This is a genomic window from Mycobacterium sp. IDUB_36 (genome assembly GCF_055419225.1).
Map to the genome: position 1 here is coordinate 883933 of NZ_JBVAXH010000001.1, position 25463 is coordinate 909395.

Annotated in this window: 23 protein-coding genes; 12 read left to right on the forward strand and 11 right to left on the reverse strand. The window is 65.5% G+C overall.

From position 1 onward, the window contains the following. The first annotated feature begins 63 nt into the window (after window positions 1-63). The gene (locus tag ACZYW1_RS04300) at window positions 64-639 is read left to right on the forward strand and encodes a TetR/AcrR family transcriptional regulator (protein WP_463783552.1); all 576 of its coding nucleotides are present in this window, start codon (window positions 64-66) and stop codon (window positions 637-639) included. Here ACZYW1_RS04300 and ACZYW1_RS04305 read toward each other — a convergent pair. After that, window positions 636-2396 (reverse strand): N-acyl-D-amino-acid deacylase family protein, encoded by a 1761-nt coding sequence (locus tag ACZYW1_RS04305; RefSeq protein ID WP_463783554.1) that lies wholly within the window; start codon window positions 2394-2396, stop codon window positions 636-638. The genes ACZYW1_RS04300 and ACZYW1_RS04305 overlap by 4 nt on opposite strands. Window positions 2397-2474: 78 nt before the next feature. Between ACZYW1_RS04305 and ACZYW1_RS04310 the strand changes: the two genes are divergently transcribed. Both ACZYW1_RS04310 and ACZYW1_RS04315 read left to right on the forward strand, forming a co-directional pair. Beyond that, window positions 2475-3803, forward strand: coding sequence for an aromatic ring-hydroxylating oxygenase subunit alpha (locus tag ACZYW1_RS04310; protein WP_463783556.1), 1329 nt, complete (start codon window positions 2475-2477; stop codon window positions 3801-3803). Next, a complete protein-coding gene (locus tag ACZYW1_RS04315; protein WP_463783557.1) occupies window positions 3787-4392 on the forward strand; it encodes a TetR/AcrR family transcriptional regulator in 606 nt (201 codons plus the stop codon). The genes ACZYW1_RS04310 and ACZYW1_RS04315 overlap by 17 nt, the downstream gene beginning before the upstream one ends. On the opposite strand, the gene ACZYW1_RS04320 is transcribed toward ACZYW1_RS04315, so the two are convergent. Beyond that, window positions 4389-5498, reverse strand: a complete 1110-nt coding sequence (locus ACZYW1_RS04320) for a peptidase M42 (RefSeq protein ID WP_463783559.1) — start codon at window positions 5496-5498, stop codon at window positions 4389-4391. The genes ACZYW1_RS04315 and ACZYW1_RS04320 overlap by 4 nt on opposite strands. A 142-nt stretch (window positions 5499-5640) precedes the next feature. On the opposite strand from ACZYW1_RS04320, the gene ACZYW1_RS04325 reads away from it, so the two are divergent. Further along, entirely contained in the window at window positions 5641-6534 is an 894-nt protein-coding gene (locus tag ACZYW1_RS04325; protein WP_463783560.1) for a fructose bisphosphate aldolase, read from the forward strand. 45 nt (window positions 6535-6579) lie between these two features. Beyond that, window positions 6580-7350, forward strand: coding sequence for an AraC family transcriptional regulator (locus tag ACZYW1_RS04330; RefSeq protein WP_463783562.1), 771 nt, complete (start codon window positions 6580-6582; stop codon window positions 7348-7350). Here the strand turns inward: ACZYW1_RS04330 and ACZYW1_RS04335 are convergent. Then, window positions 7347-7916, reverse strand: coding sequence for a class I SAM-dependent methyltransferase (locus ACZYW1_RS04335; RefSeq protein ID WP_463783563.1), 570 nt, complete (start codon window positions 7914-7916; stop codon window positions 7347-7349). The two genes, ACZYW1_RS04330 and ACZYW1_RS04335, sit on opposite strands and share 4 nt — an antisense overlap. 319 nt (window positions 7917-8235) lie before the next feature. Between ACZYW1_RS04335 and ACZYW1_RS04340 the strand changes: the two genes are divergently transcribed. Continuing rightward, on the forward strand, window positions 8236-8745 hold the full coding sequence (locus ACZYW1_RS04340; protein WP_463783565.1) for a hypothetical protein: 510 nt from the start codon (window positions 8236-8238) through the stop codon (window positions 8743-8745). A 7-nt stretch (window positions 8746-8752) separates the two neighbouring features. Here the strand turns inward: ACZYW1_RS04340 and ACZYW1_RS04345 are convergent, their stop codons facing one another. Beyond that, window positions 8753-10480, reverse strand: coding sequence for an N-acyl-D-amino-acid deacylase family protein (locus ACZYW1_RS04345; protein WP_463783566.1), 1728 nt, complete (start codon window positions 10478-10480; stop codon window positions 8753-8755). A 63-nt stretch (window positions 10481-10543) separates the two neighbouring features. On the opposite strand from ACZYW1_RS04345, the gene ACZYW1_RS04350 reads away from it, so the two are divergent. The 4 genes from ACZYW1_RS04350 to ACZYW1_RS04365 all read left to right on the forward strand — a co-directional run bounded on the left by ACZYW1_RS04350 (window position 10544) and on the right by ACZYW1_RS04365 (window position 16425). Further along, window positions 10544-11158, forward strand: coding sequence for a TetR/AcrR family transcriptional regulator (locus ACZYW1_RS04350; protein ID WP_463783568.1), 615 nt, complete (start codon window positions 10544-10546; stop codon window positions 11156-11158). Between the two features lie 9 nt (window positions 11159-11167). Then, the gene (locus ACZYW1_RS04355) at window positions 11168-11842 is read left to right on the forward strand and encodes a P-loop NTPase family protein (protein ID WP_463783570.1); all 675 of its coding nucleotides are present in this window, start codon (window positions 11168-11170) and stop codon (window positions 11840-11842) included. A gap of 2 nt (window positions 11843-11844) precedes the next feature. Next, window positions 11845-13749, forward strand: coding sequence for a YhgE/Pip family protein (locus ACZYW1_RS04360; protein WP_463783571.1), 1905 nt, complete (start codon window positions 11845-11847; stop codon window positions 13747-13749). 240 nt (window positions 13750-13989) lie between these two features. Next, complete coding sequence (locus ACZYW1_RS04365) at window positions 13990-16425, forward strand: glycogen/starch/alpha-glucan phosphorylase (RefSeq protein WP_463787676.1); 2436 nt, start codon at window positions 13990-13992, stop codon at window positions 16423-16425. Between the two features lie 2 nt (window positions 16426-16427). Here ACZYW1_RS04365 and ACZYW1_RS04370 read toward each other — a convergent pair whose 3' ends face one another. Genes ACZYW1_RS04370 through ACZYW1_RS04390 form a run of 5 tightly spaced genes read right to left on the reverse strand, consistent with a single transcriptional unit; the run spans window position 16428 to window position 19857 of the window. Continuing rightward, a complete protein-coding gene (locus ACZYW1_RS04370; protein WP_463783573.1) occupies window positions 16428-16982 on the reverse strand; it encodes a carboxymuconolactone decarboxylase family protein in 555 nt (184 codons plus the stop codon). Further along, entirely contained in the window at window positions 16982-17527 is a 546-nt protein-coding gene (locus tag ACZYW1_RS04375) for a carboxymuconolactone decarboxylase family protein (protein ID WP_463783576.1), read from the reverse strand. Before ACZYW1_RS04375 ends, ACZYW1_RS04370 begins: the two co-directional genes overlap by 1 nt. 16 nt (window positions 17528-17543) lie before the next feature. Continuing rightward, window positions 17544-18419 (reverse strand): dioxygenase family protein, encoded by an 876-nt coding sequence (locus tag ACZYW1_RS04380; RefSeq protein WP_463783578.1) that lies wholly within the window; start codon window positions 18417-18419, stop codon window positions 17544-17546. Further along, entirely contained in the window at window positions 18419-19405 is a 987-nt protein-coding gene (locus ACZYW1_RS04385; protein WP_463783581.1) for a quinone oxidoreductase family protein, read from the reverse strand. The genes ACZYW1_RS04380 and ACZYW1_RS04385 overlap by 1 nt, the downstream gene beginning before the upstream one ends. A gap of 50 nt (window positions 19406-19455) precedes the next feature. Beyond that, window positions 19456-19857, reverse strand: coding sequence for a DUF4267 domain-containing protein (locus ACZYW1_RS04390; RefSeq protein ID WP_463783583.1), 402 nt, complete (start codon window positions 19855-19857; stop codon window positions 19456-19458). 123 nt (window positions 19858-19980) lie between these two features. Between ACZYW1_RS04390 and ACZYW1_RS04395 the strand changes: the two genes are divergently transcribed. Both ACZYW1_RS04395 and ACZYW1_RS04400 read left to right on the forward strand, forming a co-directional pair. Then, window positions 19981-20649, forward strand: a complete 669-nt coding sequence (locus ACZYW1_RS04395) for a hypothetical protein (RefSeq protein ID WP_463783585.1) — start codon at window positions 19981-19983, stop codon at window positions 20647-20649. Continuing rightward, window positions 20646-21821, forward strand: coding sequence for a PrsW family intramembrane metalloprotease (locus tag ACZYW1_RS04400; protein ID WP_463783587.1), 1176 nt, complete (start codon window positions 20646-20648; stop codon window positions 21819-21821). The genes ACZYW1_RS04395 and ACZYW1_RS04400 overlap by 4 nt, the downstream gene beginning before the upstream one ends. A gap of 6 nt (window positions 21822-21827) precedes the next feature. Here the strand turns inward: ACZYW1_RS04400 and ngg are convergent, their stop codons facing one another. Then, window positions 21828-23639 carry an N-acetylglutaminylglutamine synthetase gene (ngg, locus tag ACZYW1_RS04405; protein ID WP_463783588.1) on the reverse strand — a complete coding sequence of 604 codons (1812 nt, stop codon included), beginning with the start codon at window positions 23637-23639 and terminating at the stop codon, window positions 21828-21830. Further along, complete coding sequence (locus ACZYW1_RS04410; protein ID WP_463783590.1) at window positions 23636-25441, reverse strand: N-acetylglutaminylglutamine amidotransferase; 1806 nt, start codon at window positions 25439-25441, stop codon at window positions 23636-23638. Before ACZYW1_RS04410 ends, ngg begins: the two co-directional genes overlap by 4 nt. Between the last annotated feature and the right edge of the window lie 22 nt (window positions 25442-25463).

The window sequence follows — 25463 nt, forward strand, 5'->3', positions numbered from 1 at the left end:
CCTCTACCGGCGCCACGCTACACGCACTGGCCATCGATGTAAACCGTTCGGTATACTCCTGACATGAACGAGGTTGCGCACGTCAAAGGCGGCCGCGGCGCGCGCCAGCGCATCTTGGACACGGCCGCGGAACTGTTCTATCGCGACGGCATCAACGCCACCGGTGTCGAGCGGCTGGCCGCCGAATCATCGGTGTCCAAAAGAACTCTCTATCAACACTTTCCGAGTAAGACGGCGGTGGTGGAGGAATATCTGCGCGGCATGGAGCAGCGTGTCGTCGATACCGTGATCCAGTCCCGCAACGACCTACCACCGCGCCAGCGGATGCTCGCCGCGTTCGACGGCCATGCGGCGCAGAGCGAGACGTTCCGGGGCTGTCCCTTCCACAACGCCGCCGTCGAGTCGGCCGGAACCATGTCCGGCGTCCACGACATCGTGCGGGCCTCCAAGCTCGGCTTCGCCGACTGGCTCACCGAACTCGCCAACCAGGCCGGCGCCGCGGATCCGCGCCAACTCGGCAACCAACTCGCACTGCTGTACGAGGGCGCCGGCGCCCTGGCGACTTCCCTGGACGATGTCGAACCGTGGACTCGCGCCAAGAACGCCGCCGAAGCGCTGATCGACGCCGCGATCGGTTAGCGCGCGCCGCGAACCAGCCGGCCGGGCCGGGCACCAGTGTCGGCGCCGTGACGACGGGTCACCACGCCGTTGACGATCGTGGCGTTGTAGCCCGACGCGCCTTGGATCAGCCGCTGACCGCCGGCCGGCAGGTCGTAGGCCATCACCGGCCGATGCAAGGTGATCGCGTCCATGTCGATGATGTTGACGTCGGCGCGCTTGCCGACCTCGACCACGCCGCGGTCGGAAAGCCCGAACAGCTGCGCGGTGTCGTAAGACTGCTTGCGGATGACGTACTCCAGCGGCAGCCTGTCGCCCCGGTGGCGGTCGCGTGCCCAGTGCGTGAGCAGGAAGGTGGGAAACGACGCGTCGCAGATCATGCCGCAGTGCGCGCCACCATCGGACAGTCCGACCACCCCGGCCGGATGGGTCAGCATCTCGCGAATCGCGTCGTGGTTACCGTGCGAGTAGTTGTAGAACGGCAGCATCAGCATCGACGTGGCGTCGTGCTCGAGCATCAGGTCGTACAGCGTGGACAACGGGTCCTCGCCGCGTTCGGCTGCGATCTTCTCCACAGTGCGTTCGTCGGTCGGCTCGTAGTCGGGTGGATCGCCGAGCCAGTAGGTGCGGCCGAGCGCGTATTGCGCGAGGGCAAACATGTTGTCGAACAACAGACTTGGATCGGCCGGCAGGTCCTCATCGGCGAGGATCGCCGCCTTGACAGCAGGATCGGCGAGCCGCTGCGCCAACTCCTCGCGGCCGCATTCGGCCTTGAGCTTGATGAATGTCGGACGATGGGTGAACGCGTGATGGCCCTCGAAACCGAACAACATGCCGAAGGGCCGGGCCGCGATCTGCGGGTACAGCCGGCTGCCGGCGGCGTGCGCAGCCGCCGAGACGTCCAGCTGCTCACGCCAGAGTTCGGGGGCGGCATCGACCTGGATCATGCCGAACGAAATCGGGCGGTCGATCTCCGCGCCCAATCGCTGCATCCACTCCAACTCTTTACGCGGAGCGATGATGTCCTCACCCGCGATGCCCTGCGGAGCGAGTTCGAACACCGCCTGACCACCGGCGGCCATCGCCCTGCCGAGGCCGAACAACTCGTCCTCCGCGGCATAGGTTCCCGGCACGGGCTCACCGTCGATTGCGCGGTGGCCAATCGTGCGTGACGTTGAAAAGCCGAGCGCCCCAGCCTCGATGGCCTCCTGAACCAGGCGAGCCATGGCTGCGATGTCGTCCGGTGCGGCGGGCTCGTTGCGGGCGCCGCGCTCCCCCATTGCGTAGGCGCGGATCGCACCGTGGGCGACCTGACTGCCGACGTCGACCGCGAATTCCTGCCGCCCGATGACGTCGAGGTACTCGGGATAGCTCTCCCAACCCCAGGAGATGCCCTCGGTGAGCGCGGCGCCGGGGATGTCTTCGACGCCCTCCATCAGGCCGATCAGCCAGTCTTCCTGGCCGGGCCGCACCGGGGCGAACCCGACGCCGCAGTTGCCGGTGACGACCGTGGTCACGCCGTGGCCGCTGGACGGTTCCAGCAGGGCGTCCCAGCTGACCTGGCCGTCGTAGTGGGTGTGGATGTCGACGAATCCGGGGGCGACGATTCTGCCGGTCGCGTCGATGGTTTCGGCGGCCTCACCCTCCAGTGCCGGGTCGCCCGACCCGCGTCGCCTGATCTCGACGATCTTGCCGTCCTTGACGGCGATGTCGGCGTCGAATCGGTCCGCACCCGTGCCGTCGACGACGGTGCCACCGGTGATTTTGAGATCGAACACGGATACTCTCCTGGGCTGCGCTGCCAGCGGATACAGTACGCAATGTAACACCGTTACAGAGGCTTCGGGAGTGCTTCGATGACTGCAACGCCTGACGTCCGGCGCGAGGATGCAATCGGTAGGCCGCCGCAGCGGCCGACCCGGGTCCCGGCGGAGCGTTACTACTCCGCAGAGTTCGCCCAACTCGAAGTCGAGCGGATGTGGCCCAAGGTGTGGCAGATCGCCTGCTCGCTCGATCACGTGGCCGAACCCGGCGACTACTTCGAATACCGCTGTGGGCCCTACTCGGTGATCATCGTGCGCGACGGCGGGGGCGCCCTGCGCGCTTTTCAGAACGTCTGCCGCCACCGCGGCAACTCGCTGTGCGCCGGCGCGGGGTCGGAATTGCGAGAACTCCGCTGCGGCTACCACGGCTGGACCTGGGACCTGTCCGGTGCGCTGAAACGGGTGCCGAACCGCAAGGGCTTCGGAGCGTTGTCGATGGCGGAGTTCCCATTGCTCGCGGTCCGCGTCGACACCTGGGAGCGCCTGGTGTTCGTCAATCTCGACCTCGATGCCCCACCGTTGGCCGACTACCTGGAAGCAGTGCCGGACGACATCTCCTGGCTTGGACTCGGTGACTTCCGTTGTTACGCAACCATGACCGTCGACGTCGAGGCCAACTGGAAGACGATTGCCGACGGGTTCAGCGAGACCTACCACATCCAGACCCTGCACCCCGAGCTGCACAGATGCATGGACGACGTCTATGCGCCACAGGTGATTTGGGGCCACGCCGGCAAGTCCGAGCAGCTGTACGGGTTGCCCAGTCCGCACCTCAAGCAGCCACTGAGCGATGCCGAGGTATGGGACGCTTACGTGACCACCCAAGGCGCGCTGATGGGGATCGCCGAGGGCACACCGTATCCGGGCGGGCACCCCGCCATCGACGTGATCGCCGGCCAGATCCGGGCGTTTGCCGCGGGGCGCGGTGTCGACGTGAGTTGGGCCAGCACCGATCAACTGATGCGACTGCACCAGTACAACGTGTTCCCGAATCTCACCGTGCTGGTCAACGCGGACCACTTGACGGTGATGTGCTCGCGTCCGGGACCCGACCCCGACCACGGCGAGTTGGTGATGATGCTGTGGATGCGCATGGCGCCCGGCGCCCCACGAAGCACACCCGCCGACGTCCGGCTCGCAGCCGACCAGGCTGAGCCGGGTCTGGTTCTCACACAGGATATTTCGGTTCTGGCCGGCCTTCAGCGCGGCCTGCATCAACCCGGGTTCACTCACCTCACATTGTCAGCCGAGGAGCGGCGGGTGATCAACCTGCACCGCAATCTGGACCGGTATCTCGACTTGCCGGAGCGGGACCGGATGAGTGTCACAGTCGGAGGTGAGCCTGATGCCGGAAGCTCTTGACGCGGAGACGATTCTGGACACCGCGGCAGGACTGATCGAGCGCCAGGGTGTCGAGTCGTTCACCATGCGTGGCCTCGCCGAGGAGCTCGGCGTCGCGGTCACTTCCATCTACTGGCACGTCGGCGGACGGGACAAACTCTTCGACAGCCTGGTCGACCGCTTGCTCAGCGAGATGGCGCACCTGCCGATCGACGGCGGTTCGGTGATCGAATGTATTGCCTCCCTTGCCCGTTCGCAGCGCAAAGCCCTGATCGACCGGCAACACCTGCTGGCCATCGCGCACGAGCGCGACCGCACGCCGATGCTGTTCCTGCCGATCCAGAAAAAGCTGGCTGCCCTGCTCGCCGAACTCGGCGTGAACGGGACCGAGGCCGCACTCGTCCTGCGCGCAGTGCAGGTTCACGTGATCTCGTCGGCGGTGATGCAGTTCTCCGCGGTTCGCGGGGCCAAGCACGAAGAAGAGGATCCGTCGCTGTGGGACGACGACTGGCCTGATCAGGCGCTGGTTCGGTCGCTGCAGTCCCCCACCGATTACGACGCGGTGTTCGAATACGGGTTGGCGGCTCTGCTGAAGACCTTGCAGACCTAGAGCAGGAAGTCCGCCACGATCCCGGCCATGTCGTCGATCGCCGAACGTGGAATCACCTCGAAGCCATGGGTACTCAGCGTCGGCAGGCAGAGCAGTCCCGCGCGGGGCGTCAACCCGCTGGCCTTGGAGTGCGAGGCGTCGGACATGAACGCGCCGAGCGTCGCCGGTTGCGGCGACAGGCCTCGAGCCGTGGCGACGGCCATCAACCGGTCGGCGACATCTTTGTCGTAGACGCACAACGCATCGCTGTAGCCGACGATCGGCCCACCGGTGACGGTGGTCGCATACTCCCGCTCGGTCGGCCCGACCTCCAAGGCGATGGTGAGCGTGCCGGGCAGCGTCGCGCTGGCATACGATCCACCGACCCCGCCGATCTCCTCGTTCGTGGTGAAGACCAGATAGGCGTCCTGGGCGGGCCGGCGCCCGCTCTCGTGCAGCAGTCGCGCGGCGCGCAGCAGAGCGGTGACGGCGGCGCGGTCGTCCAGAAAATAGGCGCCGACATAGCTGCCGAACTCGACCAGGTCGCGCTTGCTCCGGTCGATGCACACCCGCGTGCCGACGTGCACGCCCGCCGCGGCGAGGTCTTCTGGACTACGTCCGGTGAATACATAGACGTGTTGCCAGTCGAGCGCTCGGTCACCTTGGTCGGGCTTGGTTTCCCAGATCCTCGGACTCTCCTGGGTAGTGTGCTCCGAACCGAGCGTGAGCACAGCGGTCAGCGTCTCGTGATCGCCGAGCAGGGCGACGGGTCCGAGCCCGAAGTTGCCCGGATACATCACCCCGAGTTGGGTCATATGCAGGGTGCCGTCCGGCTCGACCCGCTTGACCAGCATGGACAGTTCGTCCATGTGCGCCATGACCCGCGTGGCGGCCCCGTCCGCGATCGGACCCGTCCGGTGCCGATGAGTAGAAGGTGTCGCCGCGCCGGCGTCGGCTCCGACGAAACCGATCAAATTGCCGGCCTCGTCGGTCCACATGTCGTCGACCAAGGTCCGCAGTTCCCTGGCGCACACGTCGCGCACCGCATCCTCTTGGCCACAGGGACCGTAGGTCCACAACAGCTCCTGCAGAAGGCTGTTGGTCGGGTCGAGCTCGCCTTGCACCATCGGGTCCCCTCCGTCTTCGCCAACCGTAACGATCACCTCGCCATGGGAAGCGGTGGTTTGCCGGACCGAAGGAAGTGGTAGCCGCAGGCTTGACACTGCGCGAGGGTAGAACGCGGCGGATCGACGACAGAAATGGCGGACAATGGCAGCGAACGAAGAGCAACTCACCAAGATGGGCTCGGGACGGGGCTTCATCGCCGCGCTGGATCAATCCGGCGGAAGCACCCCGAAAGCGCTGGCTCTGTACGGCATCCCCGAGGAGGCCTACGGCAACGACAGCCAGATGTTCGACCTCATCCACCAGGCGCGTGCCCGCCTGATCGAGAGCCCCAGCTTCACCAGCGAGAAGATCCTGGCCACCATCCTGTTCGAGCAGACGATGGATCGGACCATCAACGGCGAAGACACTGTCGCCTTCCTGTGGAAGCAGAAACAGATCGTGCCTTTCGTCAAGGTCGACCAAGGCCTCTCCGACGCCCGGTACGGCGTGCAACTGATGAAACCGATGACCAAACTCGACGAGCTCCTCGAGCGTGCCGTCGAGAAGGGCATCTTCGGCACCAAGATGCGCTCGTTCATCCAGGAGCCCAACGAAGGCGGCATCAGGGCGGTTGTCGACCAGCAGTTCGACTGCGCGGCAAAGATCGCCCGGCACGGACTGGTGCCGATCATCGAACCCGAAGTCAGCATCAAGAGCCCTGACAAGCCGACCGCCGATCGGCTGCTGGTCACGGCGCTACGCGAACAACTCGACGATCTCCCGGACGATCGGCAGGTCATGCTCAAGCTGACGTTGCCGGAGGAGGCCGACCTCTACGAATCACTCATCGACCACCCTCGGGTGCTGCGAGTCGTCGCGCTGTCGGGCGGTTACACGCTGGCGCAGAGTTCGGAGATCCTGGCCCGCAACCACCACCTGATCGCCAGCTTCTCACGGGCGCTGACCGAGGGCCTCACCGTCGACCAGACCAACGACGACTTCAACGACAAGCTGCAGGCGAACATCGACGAGATCTATTCCGCATCGGTGACCTGACCGGGTCGGTACCGTTTTGACGGTATTTCGATAAACTGCCAGGTGATGCCGGAACTCCGCCGTGAGCCAGATGCTCCGACCCGCACCCTGCGACTCACGTCGGGTGACCAGATCCCGGCGCACCGGCACGAGGACCACCAGATCGTCTACGCGGGCCGCGGCGTTCTCGCCGTCACGACGGACAAGGGCTCCTGGGTGGCGCCGGCAACCAGGGCGATGTGGATTCCCGCCGGCACACTGCATGCACATCGCGCCTACGGCGAACTCAAGCTGCACACTGTGGGCCTGGCCGCCGAGGACAACCCGCTGCGGCTCACGTCCCCGACCGTGCTGACCGTCGCTCCGTTGTTGCGCGAACTCATCATCGCCTACACCGGCAGCGACGCGGAGACGCCGGAACGAGCGCGGCTCCGCGCGGTGCTGCTCGACCAGTTGCGCAGTTCTCCGCAGCAACCTCTGCACGTGCCCACCCCGACGGCGCCGCTGCTCGCGGCGGTGTGCGACATCCTGCACGCCAACCCCGGCGACAGCCGCACGCTTGCCGAACTGGGCCGCGAGGTCGGGGCAAGCGATCGCAGTCTGTCGCGGCTGTTCCGACAGGACCTCGGTATGACGTTCCCGCAGTGGCGCACCCAACTGCGTTTGCACCGTGCGCTGATTCTGCTCGCCGGGCGAACCCCGGTGACGACGGTGGCGCATCAATGCGGCTGGTCATCTGCCAGCGCGTTCATCGACGTGTACCGCCGCAGCTTCGGCCACACCCCGGGCACGGCTACCAGGCCGGACAAGCCCGAATTAGGAGCCCTTCCAAGCTAATTCGGTTTAATCGCGCGCCACCGCAGCTGCACTCCCGCCACGTCGATGCGAATGTCGCGAAAGCCCACGAGATCGAGCTGCCGCCGGAACTCGTCGGGCCGGATCGGGTTGTAGGTGTCGCCGATGTGAATGAGCCGAAAGGGCAGCGATGCCAGCCGGTCGCTGCCGGCGAAAATCCCGCCCGGCCGAAGAACACGGAATGCCTCGGCGAACAGCTGATCCTGCAGCCGATCCGTGGGGACGTGGTGGAGCATTGTGAAGCACACGACGGAGCTGAACGCGTCGTCAGGCAATCCGGTGTCGCTGCCGTCGGCGTGCAGGACTCGGGCCTTGTCGCCGTAGAGATGGCGCAGGCGTTCCGCCATCGGCTTGTCGACTTCGACGGCGGTCACCGTGTCGGCGCGGTCGATCAACGCGCGCAACGTGGCGCCGTAACCCGGGCCGATTTCCAGGGTTTGGTCGCCCAGCTCGACACCGGCCAGAGCCCACGGCAACAACTCGTTGCGGACCATGCCGGCCCAGCCCGCCGAACTACACCGCCGCTGATGCAGCAGATTCATCGCCATGATGTGGCACCTTCCTGTCGAGACCGCAGCCATCAATGACGCTACGAGCGGGCCGTACCTGTCGACTTCCGAAAATATGCCGGGCTCTGTCGAGATTCCGCCACGCGTGTCCGCGGGCAACCTTTCCGCGACCCGGCTATGGCCGATCACCACGCGAGATATGTTGACGCACATCATGTTCAGCGTCGCATCCAGCGAAGCGCGCCACGGCAGCGCCGCACACCGGTCGCGCTCGTTCGGATCGGCCGGAATATACGCTCCCGCATGCCCGTTGCGCCCCTCGTAGAAGGACCGATATTCAGAACATCGAGGTGTGACCATGACGACGACCGAACAGATCCGGGAGAACCTGCTAGCGAAGGGCCTCGGTAAGCCGGTAGCTCTGAACGCCGTCGACTGGAAGATCAAGCACGACAACCCATCGGCGTCCGCCGCCGAAGTTCAGGACGAGACCCTGGAGGTCATCCGCACTTTGGTCGACGAGGGATTGTTCACGCTGGGTGCGGTACACAAGCACCGGTTCGTCCGCTCGAAGTGGTCACTGGATCGTTCGATGCACCGCATCTCGCACCGATACCTCGACCACTACGACGACCCGAAACGCTGGATGTTCGCGGCATGGTTGAGGTTGACGCCCAAGGGGCAGCAGCAGGCGCAGTCTTTGGAGCAGCGGGCATTCGATGCGTATCGCGACAGCTGGGCCGGCAGTGATCGCTGCGAAGTGGTTGCGATGCATGACTTCTCGGCCCGCGACATTGCAGGGTTGCGCCAGTTGCGCGCCCAGGTCGCGCAATGGCAGTCCGCAGACTCCCGACGCGACGTCGCCTGAAAAGCCGCTAGCGGCTTTCGGCGTGCAGGAACCGGCCGGCGTGTAGGTCGGTGCCGAAGCCCGGGGCGAATTCGCCTGCCTGATAGACGATCTCGCCACCGACAATTGTGGCGCTGACCAGGTTGTCGTTGCGGTTGACCATCCGCTTGACGCTCGGCGCTCCGGGATAGGGCGCCTCGGCGTAGGCGGCGCTGGAGCCGTCGAACCCCGCCGGGTCGATCACGGCGATGTCAGCCCGACGGCCGTTGCGGAGGTAGCCCGCGTCCAGGCCGTACCAATCGGCGAGTTCACCGGTGAGCCGGTGCACCGCTGTTTCGACAGGCATCGAGCGACGGTGGTGCACACGCTCGAGCATGCGCAGCCCAGCGTTGTAGAACGCCATGTTGCGCAGGTGCGCACCGGAATCCGAGAAGCCGATCTGGACGTTGGGTGAGCGTTGCATACGGTCGAGGACCTCGTCGCGATCGTTGGCGACGACGATCCGCCAGCGCAGTCGGTCGCCGTGTTCGACGGCCAGGTCGAGCAGCGCGTCGGCGGGCTCGATTCCACGACGCGCGGCGACGTCAGCGAACGACTGCCCCACGACCGAGTGATCCGGGCAATCGATGATTTCGGCGTCGGACAGGTCGCGACTCCACACCCGTGGTCCGAACTGCTTGGTCATGTCCTTGCGGAACTGGCGTCGATAGGATTCGTCGGCGAGCAGCTTTCCGCGGCTCATCTCGTCACGGAAGTTGAGTGCCGCTGAGCCGGAACCGAATTCCTCGAAGACGATGAGATTGAAACCGTCGGCGTACATCTCGAACGGCACCGGCAGGTGCTGCCAGCGGAAGTCGCCGCCGGCCCGGTTCGTCACGCCGGCCGCCAGCAGGGTCAGCCGCGCGGCCCTACGGTCGGCTTTCACATCGGCAGCCGCGATCAGTGTGGTTTTCAGTGGCCGCCGGAATCCGCGGCCGATGCTCTGCGCGAGGTAGCGCGACACTTCGGCTTGCCGGGCCAGGTTCGGAGTGCTCTGGTGCACCCGTCCGCGCCGGCGCAGCACGGTGTTGAGCGCGTGGAATTCCGACCATTTCGCGTAGGTGGAAGGCAGCTGGCGGGCCGGGAAGCGGGTGCCTTCGAGTTTGGAGAAGGAGCTGCGCAGCGTCGACAGCCCGACAAAGCCCGCGTCGAGCGCGTCGGACAGCATCTGCTGCATGTGGCCGATCTCCGTCCGGGTCGGGCGGTAGTCGGCGTCGACCGCTCGTCCCAGACCGAGCACCGCGGCCCGGATGTCGGAGTGACCGATGAACGCGGCGACATTCGCCCCGAGTGGTAGTGAATCCACGGTCTTCACGTATTCGGCTGGCCCACTCCAGGTTTTGGCCTCTTTGACCGAATCGTGGACGATCTGCCACGGCAGCGCCTCCACGCGGGAGAACATGTCGGCACAGTCGTCGGCTTCGCTGAAGACCGTCGACAACGAGCAGTTGCCGAGGATGACCGATGTGGTCCCGTGCCGGACGGATTCGCCGAGTCCGGGGCTGAGCAGAACCTCGGCGTCGTAGTGCGTGTGGACGTCGATGAGCCCGGGCAACACCCACTGGCCATGAGCGTCGACGGTGCGGACACCCTCCGGCAGGCCCGGCGCGACCGCAGCGACCTTCCCGTCGTTGATTCCGACGTCGGCGGCGACGGGCGCCGCGCCGGTCCCGTCGAACACGGTTCCGCCGCGAATGACCAGTTCAAAGTTCGCCATCGTTTACCCGTCTTTCGATACTTGCCGGTATCCAGTCGATACCGAGGAGTATGCTTTCGCAGCATGTCGCCTGTCAAGCCGCCGCGAACCCGCCCGACCCGCAGCGAGGTGAGGGACCGCATCCTCGACGCGGCCTCGAAAGTTTTCGCTGCTGAGGGGTTCGCCGGCGCCACCATCGATGCGATCGGCCAGGCTGCGGGATTCACCAAGGGCGCGGTCTATTCGAACTTCGGCTCCAAGGACGAACTGTTCCTGGCTCTGCTCGACCGTGAGTTCGAGCTCCGCGGCGAGCAGATCGCGACCGCGCTGAAGAGCCCGGGCAATATTGCCGCCGCCGCGGATACGTTGAGTCGGTCGGTGCTGGACTCGGTGCACGACCACGCCGATTACTACGTCTTGTTCGTCGAGTACTGGCTGCGGGCGGTGCGAGACCCCGAGCTGCGCGGGCGTTTGATCGCGCGTCGCCGCGCCGCCGCGGCCGCACAGGCGGACAACTTCGCCGAGTCGGCTGCCGCGGTGGCATCCGAGCGGCCCCTGGCCGACCTCGCTCAACTCGTCGTCACCATGAACCTGGGTATCGCGATGGAAGAAGTTCTGCGACCCGGCACAATCGACCCCCGACTTCTCGGCCAATTGATCACTGCCCTACTGAAATCCGTTGCAGTTCAGGGCGATTAGGAGAGCTACGTGGACACCCAGGACGAAACGGGCGCCCCGCCGGTGATCACCGCGGCCGGGCTCGGCGTGGACGGCGAGCACGAGCCACTGTTCTCCGGCATCGACTTGGCACTGCCCGAGGGCTTTCACGCCATTCAGATGCCGGGCGGACCGGGTCAGACGGCACTGCTGTTGACGCTGGCCGGTCGCTTCAAGCCCTCGCACGGCACCGTGACGGTGCTCGGCGACACCAAGCCGCGCGCGATTCGCCGGCATTGCGCGATCGCAGCATTCCCCGACATCGACGAGCTGGAGGATTCGGTGACCGTGCAGACGGTGCTGGCCGAACAGCGTCGCTGGCTCGCGCCCTGGTATGCACAGATTCCGTTGGAAGCCGGCTTGGCCACCCTGACCGAGGTGTTCGGCGAGACACCGCTACCACCCACCGACGCCTACATCGTCGAATTGTCGGACGTGGAGTTGTTCTTGCTGCGCATTGCCCTGGCGGTGATGTCGAACCGGCCCATCCTGGTGGTCGGCGACCTCGAGCAGGTTCGCGAGAACGCGCGTCGCGATCTCGCCGTGCAGCGGCTGGGTGCGCTGGCGGCACAACGCACGGTCGTCGTCGGCGTGACCAATCCCCTTGGCCAGCAAGCACCTGACCATCAATTGCACGATCAACGCACCCTGACCGAAAGGGATTGACGATGCTGGCTGGACTCGCATTCGGCTCGGAGATCAAGCGTTTCGGGCGCAAGCGGATGACGCGGGTGGCGATCGTGGTGCTGATGCTGTTGCCGCTGGTCTACGGGGCGCTGTACCTGTGGGCGTTTTGGGACCCGTTCGGCCACGTGAACAAAATGCCGGTGGCACTGGTCAACTCCGATCGTGGCGCGGTCGTGTCCGGGCAACCGTTCAACGCGGGCACCGAGATCGCCAAGAGCCTGACCGCTGATCACAGCCTGGACTGGCACGTTGTCAGTGCCGAGGAGGCCCACAACGGCGTCGAACACGGCAAGTACTACTTCATGGTCGAGTTGCCACCGGATTTCAGTGCGGCCATCGCCTCGCCGGTGACCGGGCACCCGAAGAAGGCCAACCTGATCGCCGTGTACAACGACGCCAACAACTACATTTCGACCAGCATCGGCCGCACCGCGATCGGGCAGGTGCTCAACGCCGTGTCGTCCCGCATCTCCGGTCAGGCCGTCAATCAGATGCTGTCCGTGGTGGTTTCGTCTGGGTCCGGTATCAAGCAGGCCGCGGACGGCGCGGCACGACTCGCCGACGGCACCAGTCAGCTGACAGCCGGTCTGGACACCGCGCGTACCGGCTCGGCGACGCTGGCCACTGGCGCGCGGCAACTCTCCGACGGAATCAACTCGGCGACCGAGCCGCTGCTCGCGGTGAGCAAGGCGGTGTCTGCGATCGGCGCCAGCACCGACCAACTCCAGGCGGGTGCGACGGCGCTACAACAGGCGGGAGACCAGATCGGCGGCATTGCCGCAGCGCAGGATGCCGCAGCCAATTCGTTGTCGGCGGTGATCGACCAGCTCGCCGCCCGGCAGGACCCGCTGGCGAACAACGTGCGCGGAATCCAGGATCAACTCCGTCAGCATCAGTTCACACCCGAGATCCGACAGCGCCTCACCGATGCCCGCAACGCCGCGATCAACATGACGTCAGGGCTTCGCACACCGGGCAGCCCGCTCGGTGCGGCCCTCGACCAGGTGGGGGGCAAGGGTCAGGAACTGACCACCAAGCTGAGCCAGCTGCGCAGCGGAGCCCAGCAAGTAGCCGACGGTAACGCCCAATTGGCCAGCGGCATAGCGAAACTCGACGACGGCGCACAGCAGCTCAAATCCGGCTCGGCGGAACTTGCCACCAAGCTCGGTGATGGCGCCAAGCAGGTGCCCAACTGGAGCACCGAGCAGAAGGACGCGGTCGCCGATACCATCGGCGGTCCGGTTCAGCTCGAGACCTCACACGAGAACGCCGCCCGCAACTTCGGTACCGGCATGGCGCCGTTCTTCCTGACGCTGGCATTGTTCTTCGGCGCCCTCGTGCTCTGGATGGTGTTGCGGCCCTTGCAGAGTCGCGCGATCGCCGCGGAGATCCTGCCCATCCGAGTGGCGCTGTCCAGTTATCTGCCCGCCGCGGTGATCGCGGCGTTCCAGGCGATCATCCTCTACTGCGTGGTGCGCTTCGGTCTGGGCATGCACGTGGTGCACCCGGCGTCGATGCTCGGCTTCATGATCCTGATCTCGTTCGCATTCGTCGCCGCGACGCAGGCGATCAACGCGCTGGTCGGACCGGCGGTAGGCCGGGTGCTGATCATGGCGCTGCTCATGCTCCAGTTGGTCAGCGCCGGCGGCATGTATCCGGTGGAGACCACCTCCAAGCCGTTCCAGGTGCTGCACGGCTTCGACCCGATGACCTACGGCGTCAATGGGCTTCGGCAGCTGATCCTCGGCGGGATCGACGCCCGACTGTGGCAGGCGATCGTCGTGTTGGTCGCCATCTGGGTCGCGGGGATCGTGGTCTCGTCGCTGTCCGCCCGACGCGATCAGCTCTGGAGTCTCGAGCGGTTGATTCCCGCCATCAAGATGTGATCCCTGCGCCGGGTCGACAACTCTGCGTCGCGAGCCTGTGAGCTTTCGTTAACGCGCCAGACGTCAATTGCGTGCCCGGTGTCCAGTCGTCACTGCGACAATGGCTGCCTGCGCCGGCGCGTGGCGCGCCGATCGAGGGAACAGGACACGTCAATGACCGAAGTCGAGCAGTCACCCGCCGACGGAAAGACCACCAACGGTGGCGTGCGGGCCGATCTCTCCGAGCACTCCCGCACCGGCATGGGCGCCCACGCGCTGCAGCGGGCAATCACCGACCACATCCGCTATTCGATCGGCCGCCCAGCCGCCGCGCTGCGGCCCGAGCACTACTACCGTGCACTCGCACTGGCTGTCCGGGATCGCATGCAGGACCGCCGGGTGGCCTCGACGCAGACGTCGCTCGACCTCGGCCGCAAGGTCACCTGCTATCTGTCCGCCGAGTTCTTGATGGGCCCGCAGCTCGGCAACAACCTGCTGAACCTGCATTTGGAGCAGGCGGCCAAGACCGCGCTCGCGGCGATGGGCCAGGACCTCGACGAGATTCTGGCCTGCGAGGCCGAACCCGGCCTGGGCAACGGCGGCCTCGGCCGACTGGCCGCGTGCTACCTGGACTCGCTGGCCACCCTCGAGCGTCCGGCGATCGGCTACGGCATCCGCTACGAGTTCGGCATCTTCAACCAGGAGATCCGCGACGGCTGGCAAGTCGAGAAGACCGACAACTGGCTGGTCAACGGGAACCCGTGGGAGATCGCCAAACCCGACGTCAACTACCTGGTGAAGTGGGGCGGTCACGTCGAGCACTACACCGACGACTCCGGCCACGACCGTCTGCGGTGGGTGCCCGGACGCATGCTGAAGGGTGTCGCGTACGACACGCCCATTCAAGGCTACGGCGTGAACACCTGCAACGTGCTGACGCTGTGGAGCGCGCGGGCCGTCGAATCCTTCGCGCTGGAGGCCTTCAACACCGGCGACTACTACAAGGCCGTCGAGGACGAGGTGACCTCGGAGACGGTGACCAAGGTGCTCTACCCCAACGACGAGCCGGACGCCGGCAAACGACTTCGCCTGCTGCAGCAGTACTTCTTCGTATCCTGCTCATTGCAGCATGTGCTGCACATCATGGACGACCTCGCCGACGCCGGCGTCCGTGAACTCCCTCAGCGATTCGCGTTGCAGCTCAACGACACCCACCCGTCCATCGGGGTCGCGGAGTTGATGCGACTGCTGGTCGACGAGCGTCGTCTCGACTGGGAGGAGGCGTGGCAGATCACCGTCGCGACTTTCGGCTACACCAACCACACCCTGTTGCCCGAGGCGTTGGAGAAGTGGCCGCTGACGCTGTTCGCCGAGTCGCTGCCGCGCCACCTGGAGATCATCTACGAGATCAACAGCCGGTTCCTCGACGAGGTACGCGCCAAGTTCCCCGGCGACGAGGCCCGGATTCGCCGGATGTCACTGATCGGCGAGGACGGCGGCAAAAACGTGCGGATGGCACACCTGGCCACCGTCGGCAGCCACGCCGTCAACGGTGTCGCCGCCCTGCACTCCGAGCTGCTGAAAGACAGTGTGCTCAAGGACTTCTACGAGTTGTGGCCGGAGCGGTTCAGCAACAAGACCAACGGGGTGACGCCACGACGCTTCCTTGCGCTGGCCAACCCGGGGTTGCGTGAACTCCTCGACCGGACCATCGGTGAAGGCTGGCTGAAAGATCTGGACCGCCTCCGGGGCCTCGAGGCGTTCGTCGACGACGCGTCGTTCCGTGCGCAATGGCGAGACATCAAGCGCAGCAACAAAGGTCGGCTGGCCAAATATCTGCGGACCGCGACGGGTGTCGAGTTGAACCCGGACTGGATGTTCGACATTCAGGTCAAGCGCATCCACGAATACAAGCGCCAGCATCTCAGCGTGCTGCACATCGTTGCGCTCTACCACCGGCTCAAGCAGAACCCGGAGCTGTCGATTCCACAGCGGGCCTTCATCTTCGGCGGTAAGGCTGCTCCCGGCTACTTCATGGCCAAACGGATCATCAAGCTGATCACCGCGGTCGGTGAGACGATCAACGCCGACCCCGAGATCAGCAAAATCCTGAAGGTCGCCTTCGTGCCGAACTTCAGCGTCAAGAACGCCCAGCTGATCTACCCCGCCGCGGACCTGTCCGAACAGATCTCCACCGCGGGCAAGGAAGCCTCGGGTACCGGGAACATGAAGTTCATGATCAACGGAGCACTCACCATCGGCACGCTCGACGGCGCCAACGTCGAAATGCGCGACGAAGTCGGCGCCGAGAACTTCTTCCTGTTCGGCCTCGACGAATCCGAGGTCGAGAGCGTCAAGTCGAACGGGTACCGCCCGGCCGACTACATCGACGGCGACGACGAGCTTCGCGGCGTGCTGGATCTCATTGCCGGAGGGCAGTTCTCGCACGGAGATACCGAGGTGTTCAAGCCACTGGTCGACAACCTGCGCTACGACGACCCCTTCCTGGTGTGCGCCGACTTCGCCTCCTACGTGGCCGGCCAGGAGCAGGTCAGCGCCGCATGGCAGGACAAGGATCGCTGGACGAGGATGTCCATCCTGAACACGGCACGCAGCGGCAAGTTCTCGTCCGACCGCGCCATCGCCGAGTACTGCGACGACATCTGGAACGTGTGGCCGCTGACCGTCACCCTGTGACGTCAGCTCGTCTCGCGTCTGGGCGGGATCGGCAGCCGGGCGCTGTCGTCCAGGTCGACGTCGAGCGCGTTGAGCATCAGCGCCAAGCCGGCATAACGCCCGATCACCATCAGCACTTCGACACACGCCCGGTTGCCGAGGGCACCGTGCACGCGGTCGAACGTCTCGGATGAGACGGCCTGGGTGGTGAGCAACTCTGTGGTCAGCGTCAAGACGCCACGTTCGGTTGCATCGAAATGCCCTGCTTGCCAACCAGTGTCGGACAGGATCGCGTTGATCTCTTCGCCGGTCACACCCGCGGTGCGGGCGACGTCGCGGTGCTGGCCGAGTTCGTAGGAGCTGTCCATCAGGAATGCAGTGCGCAGCACCACGAGTTCGCGCAGCCGGGTCGGCAGCACCGCGCTGGTCAGAGCCGCGTCGCCCGCCACCATCCAGCCGGTGAACACCTTGTCGGCGTTGGCGAGCGTGCGGTAGACGTTGAGATTGCCGCGCGCTCGGGTCAAGTCGCGGGCCTGTGGCGTCATGTCCTCGGGCTCGAGGTAGCCGATCCGAGTCATCAGTGGCCTTCCCCGGGCCGGAATGCGGCGTCGGTGTCGACCTCGACGTCGGCGGCGTTGAGCACCAACGCGAGCCCGTAGTAACAGGCGACGAGCATCAACAATTCGGTGATGCCCTCGTCGCCGAGAAGATCGCGGACATCGGTGAACGACGCCTCGCTGAGTCTACGGGTGGTGCAGAGTTCGGTGACCACATCGAGCAGTACACGTTCGTCGCGGGTGAAGTCCCCCGCGTCGAGATCATCGGTCTCGACGATCGCACTGATCTGCTGTTCGTCGAGCCCGGCGTCGCGTGCGATCGCGATGTGCTGGCTGAGTTCGTAGCGCGAATTCTGCAACCGCGCGACCCGCAAGATCACCAATTCCTTTGTGCGCAGGGTGAAGGTAGGGCTGTCGGACAACTCGTCGACCATCTGCGTCCAACCGGCGAAGACGTCCGGCGCATTGGCGAGCATGCGGAACACGTTGAGCGCACCCCTGCGCGCCATGAAGTCGCGTGCGTGCTCGGTCTGCGCGTTGGCGGAGACGAGCGGTATGCGTGACATCGGCCTCCTGCCTTGGTTATCCGGTAGCGGTGGCCAGGACGAACGTCCAGTCCAGAGTCACGAACGGCGCGTCGACGGCCGTTCCGTCGGGAGCGACACCGGGCTCATGACGGACGAAGTCCGTCTGCAGCGACTGCACATCCGCGAAGACCGCATCGCGGTTGATGTAGGGGTCGTCACGGTAGAACAGCTGGGTGATCAGTGACTGATACCCCTGCGCGTGAATCCAGAAGTGCACATGCTGTGGTCGCATGACGGAACGCTGTGCCGCACGCATGATTTCACCACACGGCCCATCGGTGGGCACCGGGTAGAAGCGCGGCGTGATGGAGCGGTACCAGAATCGGCCGTCGTCGTCAGTGGTCAGGAGCGCGCGCATGGCGAATTCGTCGTGCAGCTTCTCCATTTGCTGGACGTCGTAGTAGCCCTCACCGTCGCTGTGCCAGGTGTCGACGCGCGCCCCGGCCACTGCCTTACCCTGATCGTCCACCACTCGGCCCGTGACGAACATCGGTGTGCCAGAGACGCCGTCGGAGATGTCGTCACCGTTGGCGGCCACCGGTCGACCTTCGACGTAGAACGGGCCGAGCAGAGCCGACGAGGTGACCGACGGACCGCTGTGCTGATTGATTCTGTCCAGCAACATGCTCAACCCGAGAATGTCGGACAGCAGCATCACCTCTTGGCGCGTCGGGCTGGAGACCTTGCCCAACCGTTCGATGAAATCCATTGCGGTGAACCATTCGTCACCGGTCAGACGCACCTCGCGGGCGAAGTCGTGCAGGTGCTGCACGAGGCTGACGAGCACCTCCCGGAACCGTGGATCGGCGGCGGTGTCGAAGGTTCGCTGCACAGCGTCGGTGATGGTCTGTTCGTTCAGGTCGGATGACATCATCGCGCCTTTCCGTGATCGGCGGGCCTGATCACGATGCGTCCGGGGGTCTGGTCTTCGACGGCCCGGTACGCCACGACCGCCTCGTCGAGCGAATAGATACCCGCGATCGGCAACGGGCGAAAGGCGCCCGACTCGAAATAGGGCGCCATCCGCTGAAGGCGCCTGGCCGAGTCCACGACACTGAGCTTGCCGCTGTCGGCACCGAGGATGCGAGTCTCGTTGTGGTACAGGTCGCGAAGGTTGATCCCGACGACGGGCGAGGACACCGCGCTGATCACCACCAGCCGCCCACGGTGCGCCAGCGCATCGAGCGCCGCGGCGGTGGTCACGCCGCCTACCGCGTCGTAAACCACATCCGCAGCCACGCCCGCCACCGCGTCGTAGGTGACGAAGTCATCGAGCACCGCCGCGGCGGGAGTATCAGTTCCCGGCGGGCGTCGACCGACTCCGATCACTCTGGCGCCCAATGCATGTGCGATCTGCGCGACCGCTCCGCCCACACCCCCGGTCACGCCGAACACGGCGACTGTTTCCCCCGCGGCCAATTCCGCGACCTCGACCAGCCCGTACCAGGCCACCACGAAGTTCACCCCGACGGTCGAGGCCTCGTCGACACTGAGCCGCTCGGGTCTGGCAACCAGAGCCTGGACGGGAACCGAGATCAACTCCGCATGGGACCCGTCGCGGGTGAACCCGACGTCGCCTCCGGTGCCCCAGACCGATACGCCTTCCCAACCGGGTGGGCCGCTGACCACGACGCCGGCGAAGTCGCGGCCGGGCGTGCGCGGCAGCACGGTCCAATCCATGGCGCCGGCAACATTTTTCACGTCGGAGGGATTGACCGATGCCGCGTCGACGCGGACGACCGCCTCCTGCACGGTGGCAAGCGGATCCGCGAGGTCCACCACGCGCAGCACGTCGGGGTTACCGAACTCGGTGAATCGCAGGGCCAACATGGCTTCAGCCAACACCACCGCACGCATCGCGTCCAACGAAGATCACGGCCGCAGCGCCTGGTCGATACTGTGGCCCGTCACGTCGATTGAGGCACAGAGTCTTTCGCCGTCGTGCTGTGACGGACCGCGCCCCACAGGCCGGTGGCGATGCCGACGGCAGCACCGCCCAGTCCCACCGCTTGTTGCGACCGCTTCATCTCGTGGTGGACGCTCATCCCGCCCAACAGGTCCGCGGCGTCGGCACCGGCAGAGGCCAGAAACCAGCCTCGGGTGTTTCTCCCGCGCAACGCCGCCGCAGCCAACAGGCCGCCGATCAACGCGTCGCGGTAGCCCATCGAGCGCAACAACAGTTGCGCGGTAGGCGCGGGCTTGTCGGGATCACCCCACAGCTTGTTCGCCCGTAAGGGGTCGACAAGAAAAGAAACGCCCGAGGCGAGTCGGATGCTGCCCACGGCCAACGCTGCACGGTCGATCGTCATGGCTTCAGAGCCTAGATGCTCGCGAGCGTCGAGTCGTCGAACGTCATCGCGGGATCTTTCCCATCGGCCTTGGTGCTTGCAGCGAGATGTCAGAATTCATCAAGCCAACCAGGAAACGAGACCATGACCGATGTATCCCCGCCGGCCTCCGGGCCGAGATTCGAGCCCGACGAGGGCTGGGTTCCCGCCGACGAGCGACGGTTCGGCCTGGATCGACGCAGCCTGCGTCCGACGCTGGCGGTGTTCGCGCTGGTCTTTCTGATGTCGGTGGTCCTGCCGGTGATCAATGCGACGGTCCCGTATCACGACCTCGTTCGTCCCGGCGATGTGATGCAGATCGACGGTGATGTGACGTTCGCGCCAGAAACCAGCTGGGGCATCACCTCCGGTGTGCGTGCCGGCCATGCGCCGATCTCCGGTCAATACCCCGCCTCAGCCACTGTCGAGAACGGCGCGCTGAAGTTCACGGTGCGCACCGGTCCGTTCAAGGGCGACGCCGATCAACTGCTCAATCAGATCCAGGCAACCTCCGAGGCGCTCAATCAGGGTCGTGGCGTACACATCAGCGGCACGCCCGCCACCATCGTCACGGCTGCGGGCAAGCAGGGCGCAACCGTACGTGTCACCGGCCCTCACACCGCCGGATTGATCGCCGCCTTCGTCTTCGACGATCGCGGAGTCGAAGCCGTTGCGACCGGACCCACCGACGCCGGTGCCGAGCCCAGCGCCGCGGTGTTGCGAATGATCGCCAGCCTCAAGGCAGTCAAGGCAGACAAGCAGGAGCAACGATGACTCTCACCGACCTCGATCGCGCCCGCGATGTGGCACTCGACCTGTCCGGCTGGGGCCGTCGGTTCGTCTTCTATCAACCGCGAAACTTTGCCTTCTGGGGATATCTGGCGCTGGTGGGAATCGGAATCCTGGGATTCTTCTCCACCCTTGCCCGCGAATACAACGCATACGGTGAAGCGATCGGGTTGGCAGTCACCTCGTTCGCCATCTATGCGGCGCTGTTCTGGTGGTTCACCGACCGCATCGACCACTACGCCAAGCTGCCGCACAACCTGATGGTGGTCGCGTTCCTCTGGGGAGGCTTCGCGGCAACCGGAGCAATGGCCGCGAACGCCAATGACGCGATACTTGCGTTGTACGGCAAGCACTTCGGTCAGGTCTGGGCGCTGAATTGGGGCGCCGGCCTGGCCGCGCCGTTCACTGAGGAATTCGCCAAGGGCGCCGGCCTGTTGCTGCTCATCGCGCTGGCGCAGCGGCATGTGCGCACGGCGTTCGACGGGTTCATTCTCGGTGCGTTCATCGGTCTGGGATTCCAGATCGTGGAAGACATCACCTACGCGATGACGTCGGCCGGTACTCAGTTCGGCGCCAACCAGATCGGCGCCTCGATCGGCACCATCATCCTGCGCATGCTGACCGGGGTGGCAGCGCACATCCTGTACAGCGCCATCTTCTGCGCCGGGCTGGTCTACCTCATCGGCCGGCCGGCCGAGCCGCGCAAGATCGGTAGGGGTCTGGTCCTGATCGCGATACCTATCCTGCTGCACGGGACCTGGGATTCGGTGGCGGCGATCGCCGGCCAGAATGCGCTGCTGCTGATCGGATTGCTGATCGGGACGATAATCATCGCGCTGATCATCGTGTCGCGGGTGTACAAACTGACCGTGACCAGGGAACGCGACTTCGTCCGCGCCGTCATGGCTCCCGAGCAAGCCCGTGAAGTCATCACACCGGTCGAGCTCGAAGCGATGGCTGGCAATCGCAAGGCCCGCAAGGCTTATCGCAAGAGCAGCCACAACCGTCAGGAACGCCGACGGGCGCGCTACATTCTCAACGCCGCGTACTCGCTCGGCGACGAGCTGGCAGCGGCCCGTGGCGCCGACACCGATCGGGTGCGCTTCGCGCGCTCGGAAGTGGCCCGCATCCGCGCGGGAATTCCGTCGCCGTGGTGAGCCGGATTACCTGACGACCGAGTCGTCGGGATTACGCGGCGACTCCTCGGGCGTCCAGGCGAACGGTTGCCCGGGCTGGCCGGGGAACAGGAAGTCGACGAAAGCCGCTGCGGTGGGCTGTGGTTCGTGATTTGCCAGGCCAGGTCGCTCGTTGGCTTCGATGAACGCGTACTCCTGACCGGTGACATCGGGCACGAGCAGGTCGATGCCCGTGACTGGGATGCCGATGGCCTCGGCAGCCGTCACCGCAACCCGGCACAGTTCCTGGTTCACTTTGGGGGTGACGTCGTGGATGGTGCCGCCCTGGTGCAGGTTCGCGGTGTGCCGGACGCGAAGCCGCATCCCCTGCGGCAGAACGTCATCGAAGCTCCAGCCGTATTCTCCGACCGTGGCCTCGGTGACTGTGTCGAGCGGGATGCGCGACTCACCTCCGGTGGCCGCGGAGCGCCGTCGGCTCTCACCGACGATCAGATCGCGGATGGTGTGCTCACCGGTGCCGATGACCTCCGGCGGCAGCCGCAACGCGGCCGCTACCACCCGACCGTCGATCACCACGAGGCGAAGGTCGTCGCCTTTCACCCGCTGCTCGATCAGGACCTCGGGGAATTCCGCCCGTGCTCGCGCGACCGCGGCAGCCAATTCGTCGACGCCGTGCTCGACGGTGATGCCCACCGTGATGCCCTTACCCTGTTCTCCGCGAGTGGGTTTGACGACAACCTCGCCCACGTCATTCAGGAATTCGAAGTCGCCCTCGTCGAAAGTTGCCAGGCGGGCCCGCGGGACGGTGATACCGGCCTCGGAGACCAGTCGTCGGGTCAATCTCTTGTCGTCACAACGGCACATCGCGACCGCCGAGGTGAATTCCGACAGCGACTCGCGGGTAATCACACTGCGACCGCCGTGGCTGAGCCGGATCTCGCCGGTCTCAGCGTCCAGCACTTCCACCCAGATTCCGCGACGTATCGCCTCGTCGGCGATGACCCGGGCATAGGGGTTGAGGTCATCGATGGTTTCCGACGGCGGAGTGAACAGCGGCACGTTGATGGCGTTCTTGCGCTTGATCGCCAACACCGGCACGCGCCGGAAACCCAGCTTCTCGTACAACCGGATCGCGGCCGCGTTGTCATGTGTGACGGAGAGATCCATGTAAGCGCGGCCCGCACGACGGAAGTGGGCGGCCAACTTCCGAGTCAGGGCGATGCCTATGCCCGGGATGCCGGCCCCCGGGTCGACAGCCAACGTCCACAGGCTCGAGCCGCGTTCGGGATCGGAGAACAGCAACTGGTGGTCGACCCCGGTCACCGTCCCCACCACAGCGCCGTCGTCGTCGCGCACGGCGAGCAGGTAGGTGATGGCGGGTTGGTGAACATGGTTGTCCCAGATCACCTCGACCGGCGCCGGGACCATTCCGCAGCGGACGAAGACGCGATTCATGGTGTCGGCATCGCCCGGGTCGTTGAGCGCGCGCACCGTCACACCGACCGGCGATGGCGCTGTGTCGGCGTCGTCCGAATCCTCGGTGAAGCGCAGTCGATAGGTGTGGCTGGGGTCGATGAACAACTCGGTAGGCGCTCCCGCCACCACGACATGGGATTCGCGCGCATAGATACAGATGTCGCGCCGCCCGGGCGCCTCCCGCCGGAGGGCCTCCGCCAACGTCCGAGGATCTGCAAAGGTCTGGCCGAAAATCAACCGGCCCCAACCCAATTCGACTTCGACATCCTTCGCCATCGCATCGACCAGATGCGGCGGGGTCGCGTCATGGAGGCCGAGGGTGATGGCCTCGGTGTGGTCCTCTTCAGGACCGTCGGAGGTCATGCCGCCGGCCCGGTTACACCATGACGTTGTAACCAGAGTTCGAGCAACGCGATCTGCCAGAGTTCGTTTCCGCGCAGCGGCGTCAGACGACCGTTGGGGTCAGCCAGCAGCGCGTCCACCGCTCCAGTATCGAACAGCCCCCGCTCCTTCGCGACCGGAGCGTAAAGAGCGTCGCGGACCATATCGAGGTAGGGCCCCTGGAGGTGAGTCAGCGCGGGCACCGGAAAGTAACCCTTGGGGCGGTCGATGACTTCCGCCGGAATGACCCGGCGCGCAGCCTCTTTGAGCACACCCTTGCCGCCGTGCGCGACTTTCAGCTCCGGCGGGCAGGTGGCGGCCAGCTCGACGAGCTCATGGTCGAGGAACGGCACCCGGCCTTCCAAACCCCAGGCCATCGTCATGTTGTCGACCCGCTTGACCGGGTCGTCGACCAGCATCACCATCGTGTCGAGCCGCAGCGCGCGGTCGATGCCAGTCTCGGCGCCGGCGTTGGCGAAGTGCTTGGAAACGAAACGCTGGCTCGGGTCATTCGGCGCCAGGTAACCCTCGGCGAGCAGGGCGGCGAGTCCTTCTTCGTCGCGGTCGAAGAAGGCGGCGCGGTATTCGGCGACGGAGCTTTCGACGGGTGATGCCGCGGACGTGCCCATCGGCGGGTACCAGTGGTAGCCGGCGAAGACCTCGTCGGCGCCCTGTCCCGACTGCACCACCTTCACGTGCTTGGCCACTTCCTGGCTGAGCAGATAAAAGGCCACGCAGTCGTGACTGACCATCGGTTCGCTCATCGCCCCGATGGCGCCGTCGAGGGCGGGCAGCATCCGCTCGGTGCCGATGCGGATCTGGTGATGATCGGTGTCGAAACGCTCGGCCACGATGTCGGAGTACTGGAACTCGTCGCCTTTGATATCGCCCGCCGACTCGAATCCGATCGAGAACGTCGCCAACCCGTGCTGCCCTGCCTCAGCGAGCAGGCCGACGATCAAGCTGGAATCGACACCGCCGGAGAGCAAGCAACCCACCGGCACGTCCGCGACCAGTCGCCGCTCGACCGCGGTCCGCAGCGACGCCAACACAGCGTCTTCCCAGTCGCGCTCGGACCAGTCGGATCGGTCCTCGTGCCGGGTGAAGTCCGGAGCCCAGTAGGTGGTCGCGACGCGGCGCCCGTCCGGCTCGATGGCCAGCAACGATCCGGGCGGGATCTTGCGCACGCCGCGCAGGATGGTGGCCGGAGCGGGCACGACGGAGTGGAACGTCATGTAGTGGTGCAGCGCGACGCGGTCGATGCGGGTGTCCACGCCGCCCCCGGCCAGCAGCGCCGGCAGCGACGAGGCGAATCTGATCCGGTGGGTGTCCTCGGTGACGTACAGCGGCTTGATGCCGAGGCGGTCGCGACCGAGGAGAACGCGGCCGCTGTCACGTTCGACGATGGCGAAGGCGAACATGCCCTTGAAGTGGCTGACGAAGTCGTCGCCCCAGCGGTGATAGGCCTTGAGCAGGACCTCGCTGTCGCTGGTGGAGAAGAATCGGTAGCCGTAGCCCTGAAGTTCGCTGCGCAGCTCTTTGTAGTTGTAGATGCAGCCGTTCCAGGCGATCGTCAGCCCGAGGTCGGAGTCGACCATCGGCTGCGCGCCCGCCTCGGTCAAGTCGATGATTTTCAGGCGACGGTGACCGAGCGCGACACGACCCTGCGACCAGACGCCCGCGCCATCAGGACCCCGCGGGGTCATCACGGCGGTCATCGCGGCCACCGCCGCTACATCAGGCGCTAGACCGTCGAGTCGCACCTCACCGGTGGCTCCACACACGCGAATAACCCTACAGAGGTCG

Excerpts from the sequence above, each read along its gene's own strand:
- ACZYW1_RS04300 (WP_463783552.1), top strand. The coding sequence starts at position 64 with ATGAACGAGGTTGCGCACGTCAAAGGCGGCCGCGGCGCGCGCCAGCGC.
- ACZYW1_RS04310 (WP_463783556.1), top strand. The coding sequence starts at position 2,475 with ATGACTGCAACGCCTGACGTCCGGCGCGAGGATGCAATCGGTAGGCCG.
- ACZYW1_RS04315 (WP_463783557.1), top strand. The coding sequence starts at position 3,787 with ATGCCGGAAGCTCTTGACGCGGAGACGATTCTGGACACCGCGGCAGGA.
- ACZYW1_RS04320 (WP_463783559.1), bottom strand. The coding sequence starts at position 5,498 with ATGGTGCAAGGCGAGCTCGACCCGACCAACAGCCTTCTGCAGGAGCTG.
- ACZYW1_RS04325 (WP_463783560.1), top strand. The coding sequence starts at position 5,641 with ATGGCAGCGAACGAAGAGCAACTCACCAAGATGGGCTCGGGACGGGGC.
- ACZYW1_RS04330 (WP_463783562.1), top strand. The coding sequence starts at position 6,580 with ATGCCGGAACTCCGCCGTGAGCCAGATGCTCCGACCCGCACCCTGCGA.
- ACZYW1_RS04335 (WP_463783563.1), bottom strand. The coding sequence starts at position 7,916 with ATGGCGATGAATCTGCTGCATCAGCGGCGGTGTAGTTCGGCGGGCTGG.
- ACZYW1_RS04340 (WP_463783565.1), top strand. The coding sequence starts at position 8,236 with ATGACGACGACCGAACAGATCCGGGAGAACCTGCTAGCGAAGGGCCTC.
- ACZYW1_RS04345 (WP_463783566.1), bottom strand. The coding sequence starts at position 10,480 with ATGGCGAACTTTGAACTGGTCATTCGCGGCGGAACCGTGTTCGACGGG.
- ACZYW1_RS04350 (WP_463783568.1), top strand. The coding sequence starts at position 10,544 with ATGTCGCCTGTCAAGCCGCCGCGAACCCGCCCGACCCGCAGCGAGGTG.
- ACZYW1_RS04360 (WP_463783571.1), top strand. The coding sequence starts at position 11,845 with ATGCTGGCTGGACTCGCATTCGGCTCGGAGATCAAGCGTTTCGGGCGC.
- ACZYW1_RS04365 (WP_463787676.1), top strand. The coding sequence starts at position 13,990 with ATGGGCGCCCACGCGCTGCAGCGGGCAATCACCGACCACATCCGCTAT.
- ACZYW1_RS04370 (WP_463783573.1), bottom strand. The coding sequence starts at position 16,982 with ATGACTCGGATCGGCTACCTCGAGCCCGAGGACATGACGCCACAGGCC.
- ACZYW1_RS04375 (WP_463783576.1), bottom strand. The coding sequence starts at position 17,527 with ATGTCACGCATACCGCTCGTCTCCGCCAACGCGCAGACCGAGCACGCA.
- ACZYW1_RS04380 (WP_463783578.1), bottom strand. The coding sequence starts at position 18,419 with ATGTCATCCGACCTGAACGAACAGACCATCACCGACGCTGTGCAGCGA.
- ACZYW1_RS04385 (WP_463783581.1), bottom strand. The coding sequence starts at position 19,405 with ATGCGTGCGGTGGTGTTGGCTGAAGCCATGTTGGCCCTGCGATTCACC.
- ACZYW1_RS04390 (WP_463783583.1), bottom strand. The coding sequence starts at position 19,857 with ATGACGATCGACCGTGCAGCGTTGGCCGTGGGCAGCATCCGACTCGCC.
- ACZYW1_RS04395 (WP_463783585.1), top strand. The coding sequence starts at position 19,981 with ATGACCGATGTATCCCCGCCGGCCTCCGGGCCGAGATTCGAGCCCGAC.
- ACZYW1_RS04400 (WP_463783587.1), top strand. The coding sequence starts at position 20,646 with ATGACTCTCACCGACCTCGATCGCGCCCGCGATGTGGCACTCGACCTG.
- ngg (WP_463783588.1), bottom strand. The coding sequence starts at position 23,639 with ATGACCTCCGACGGTCCTGAAGAGGACCACACCGAGGCCATCACCCTC.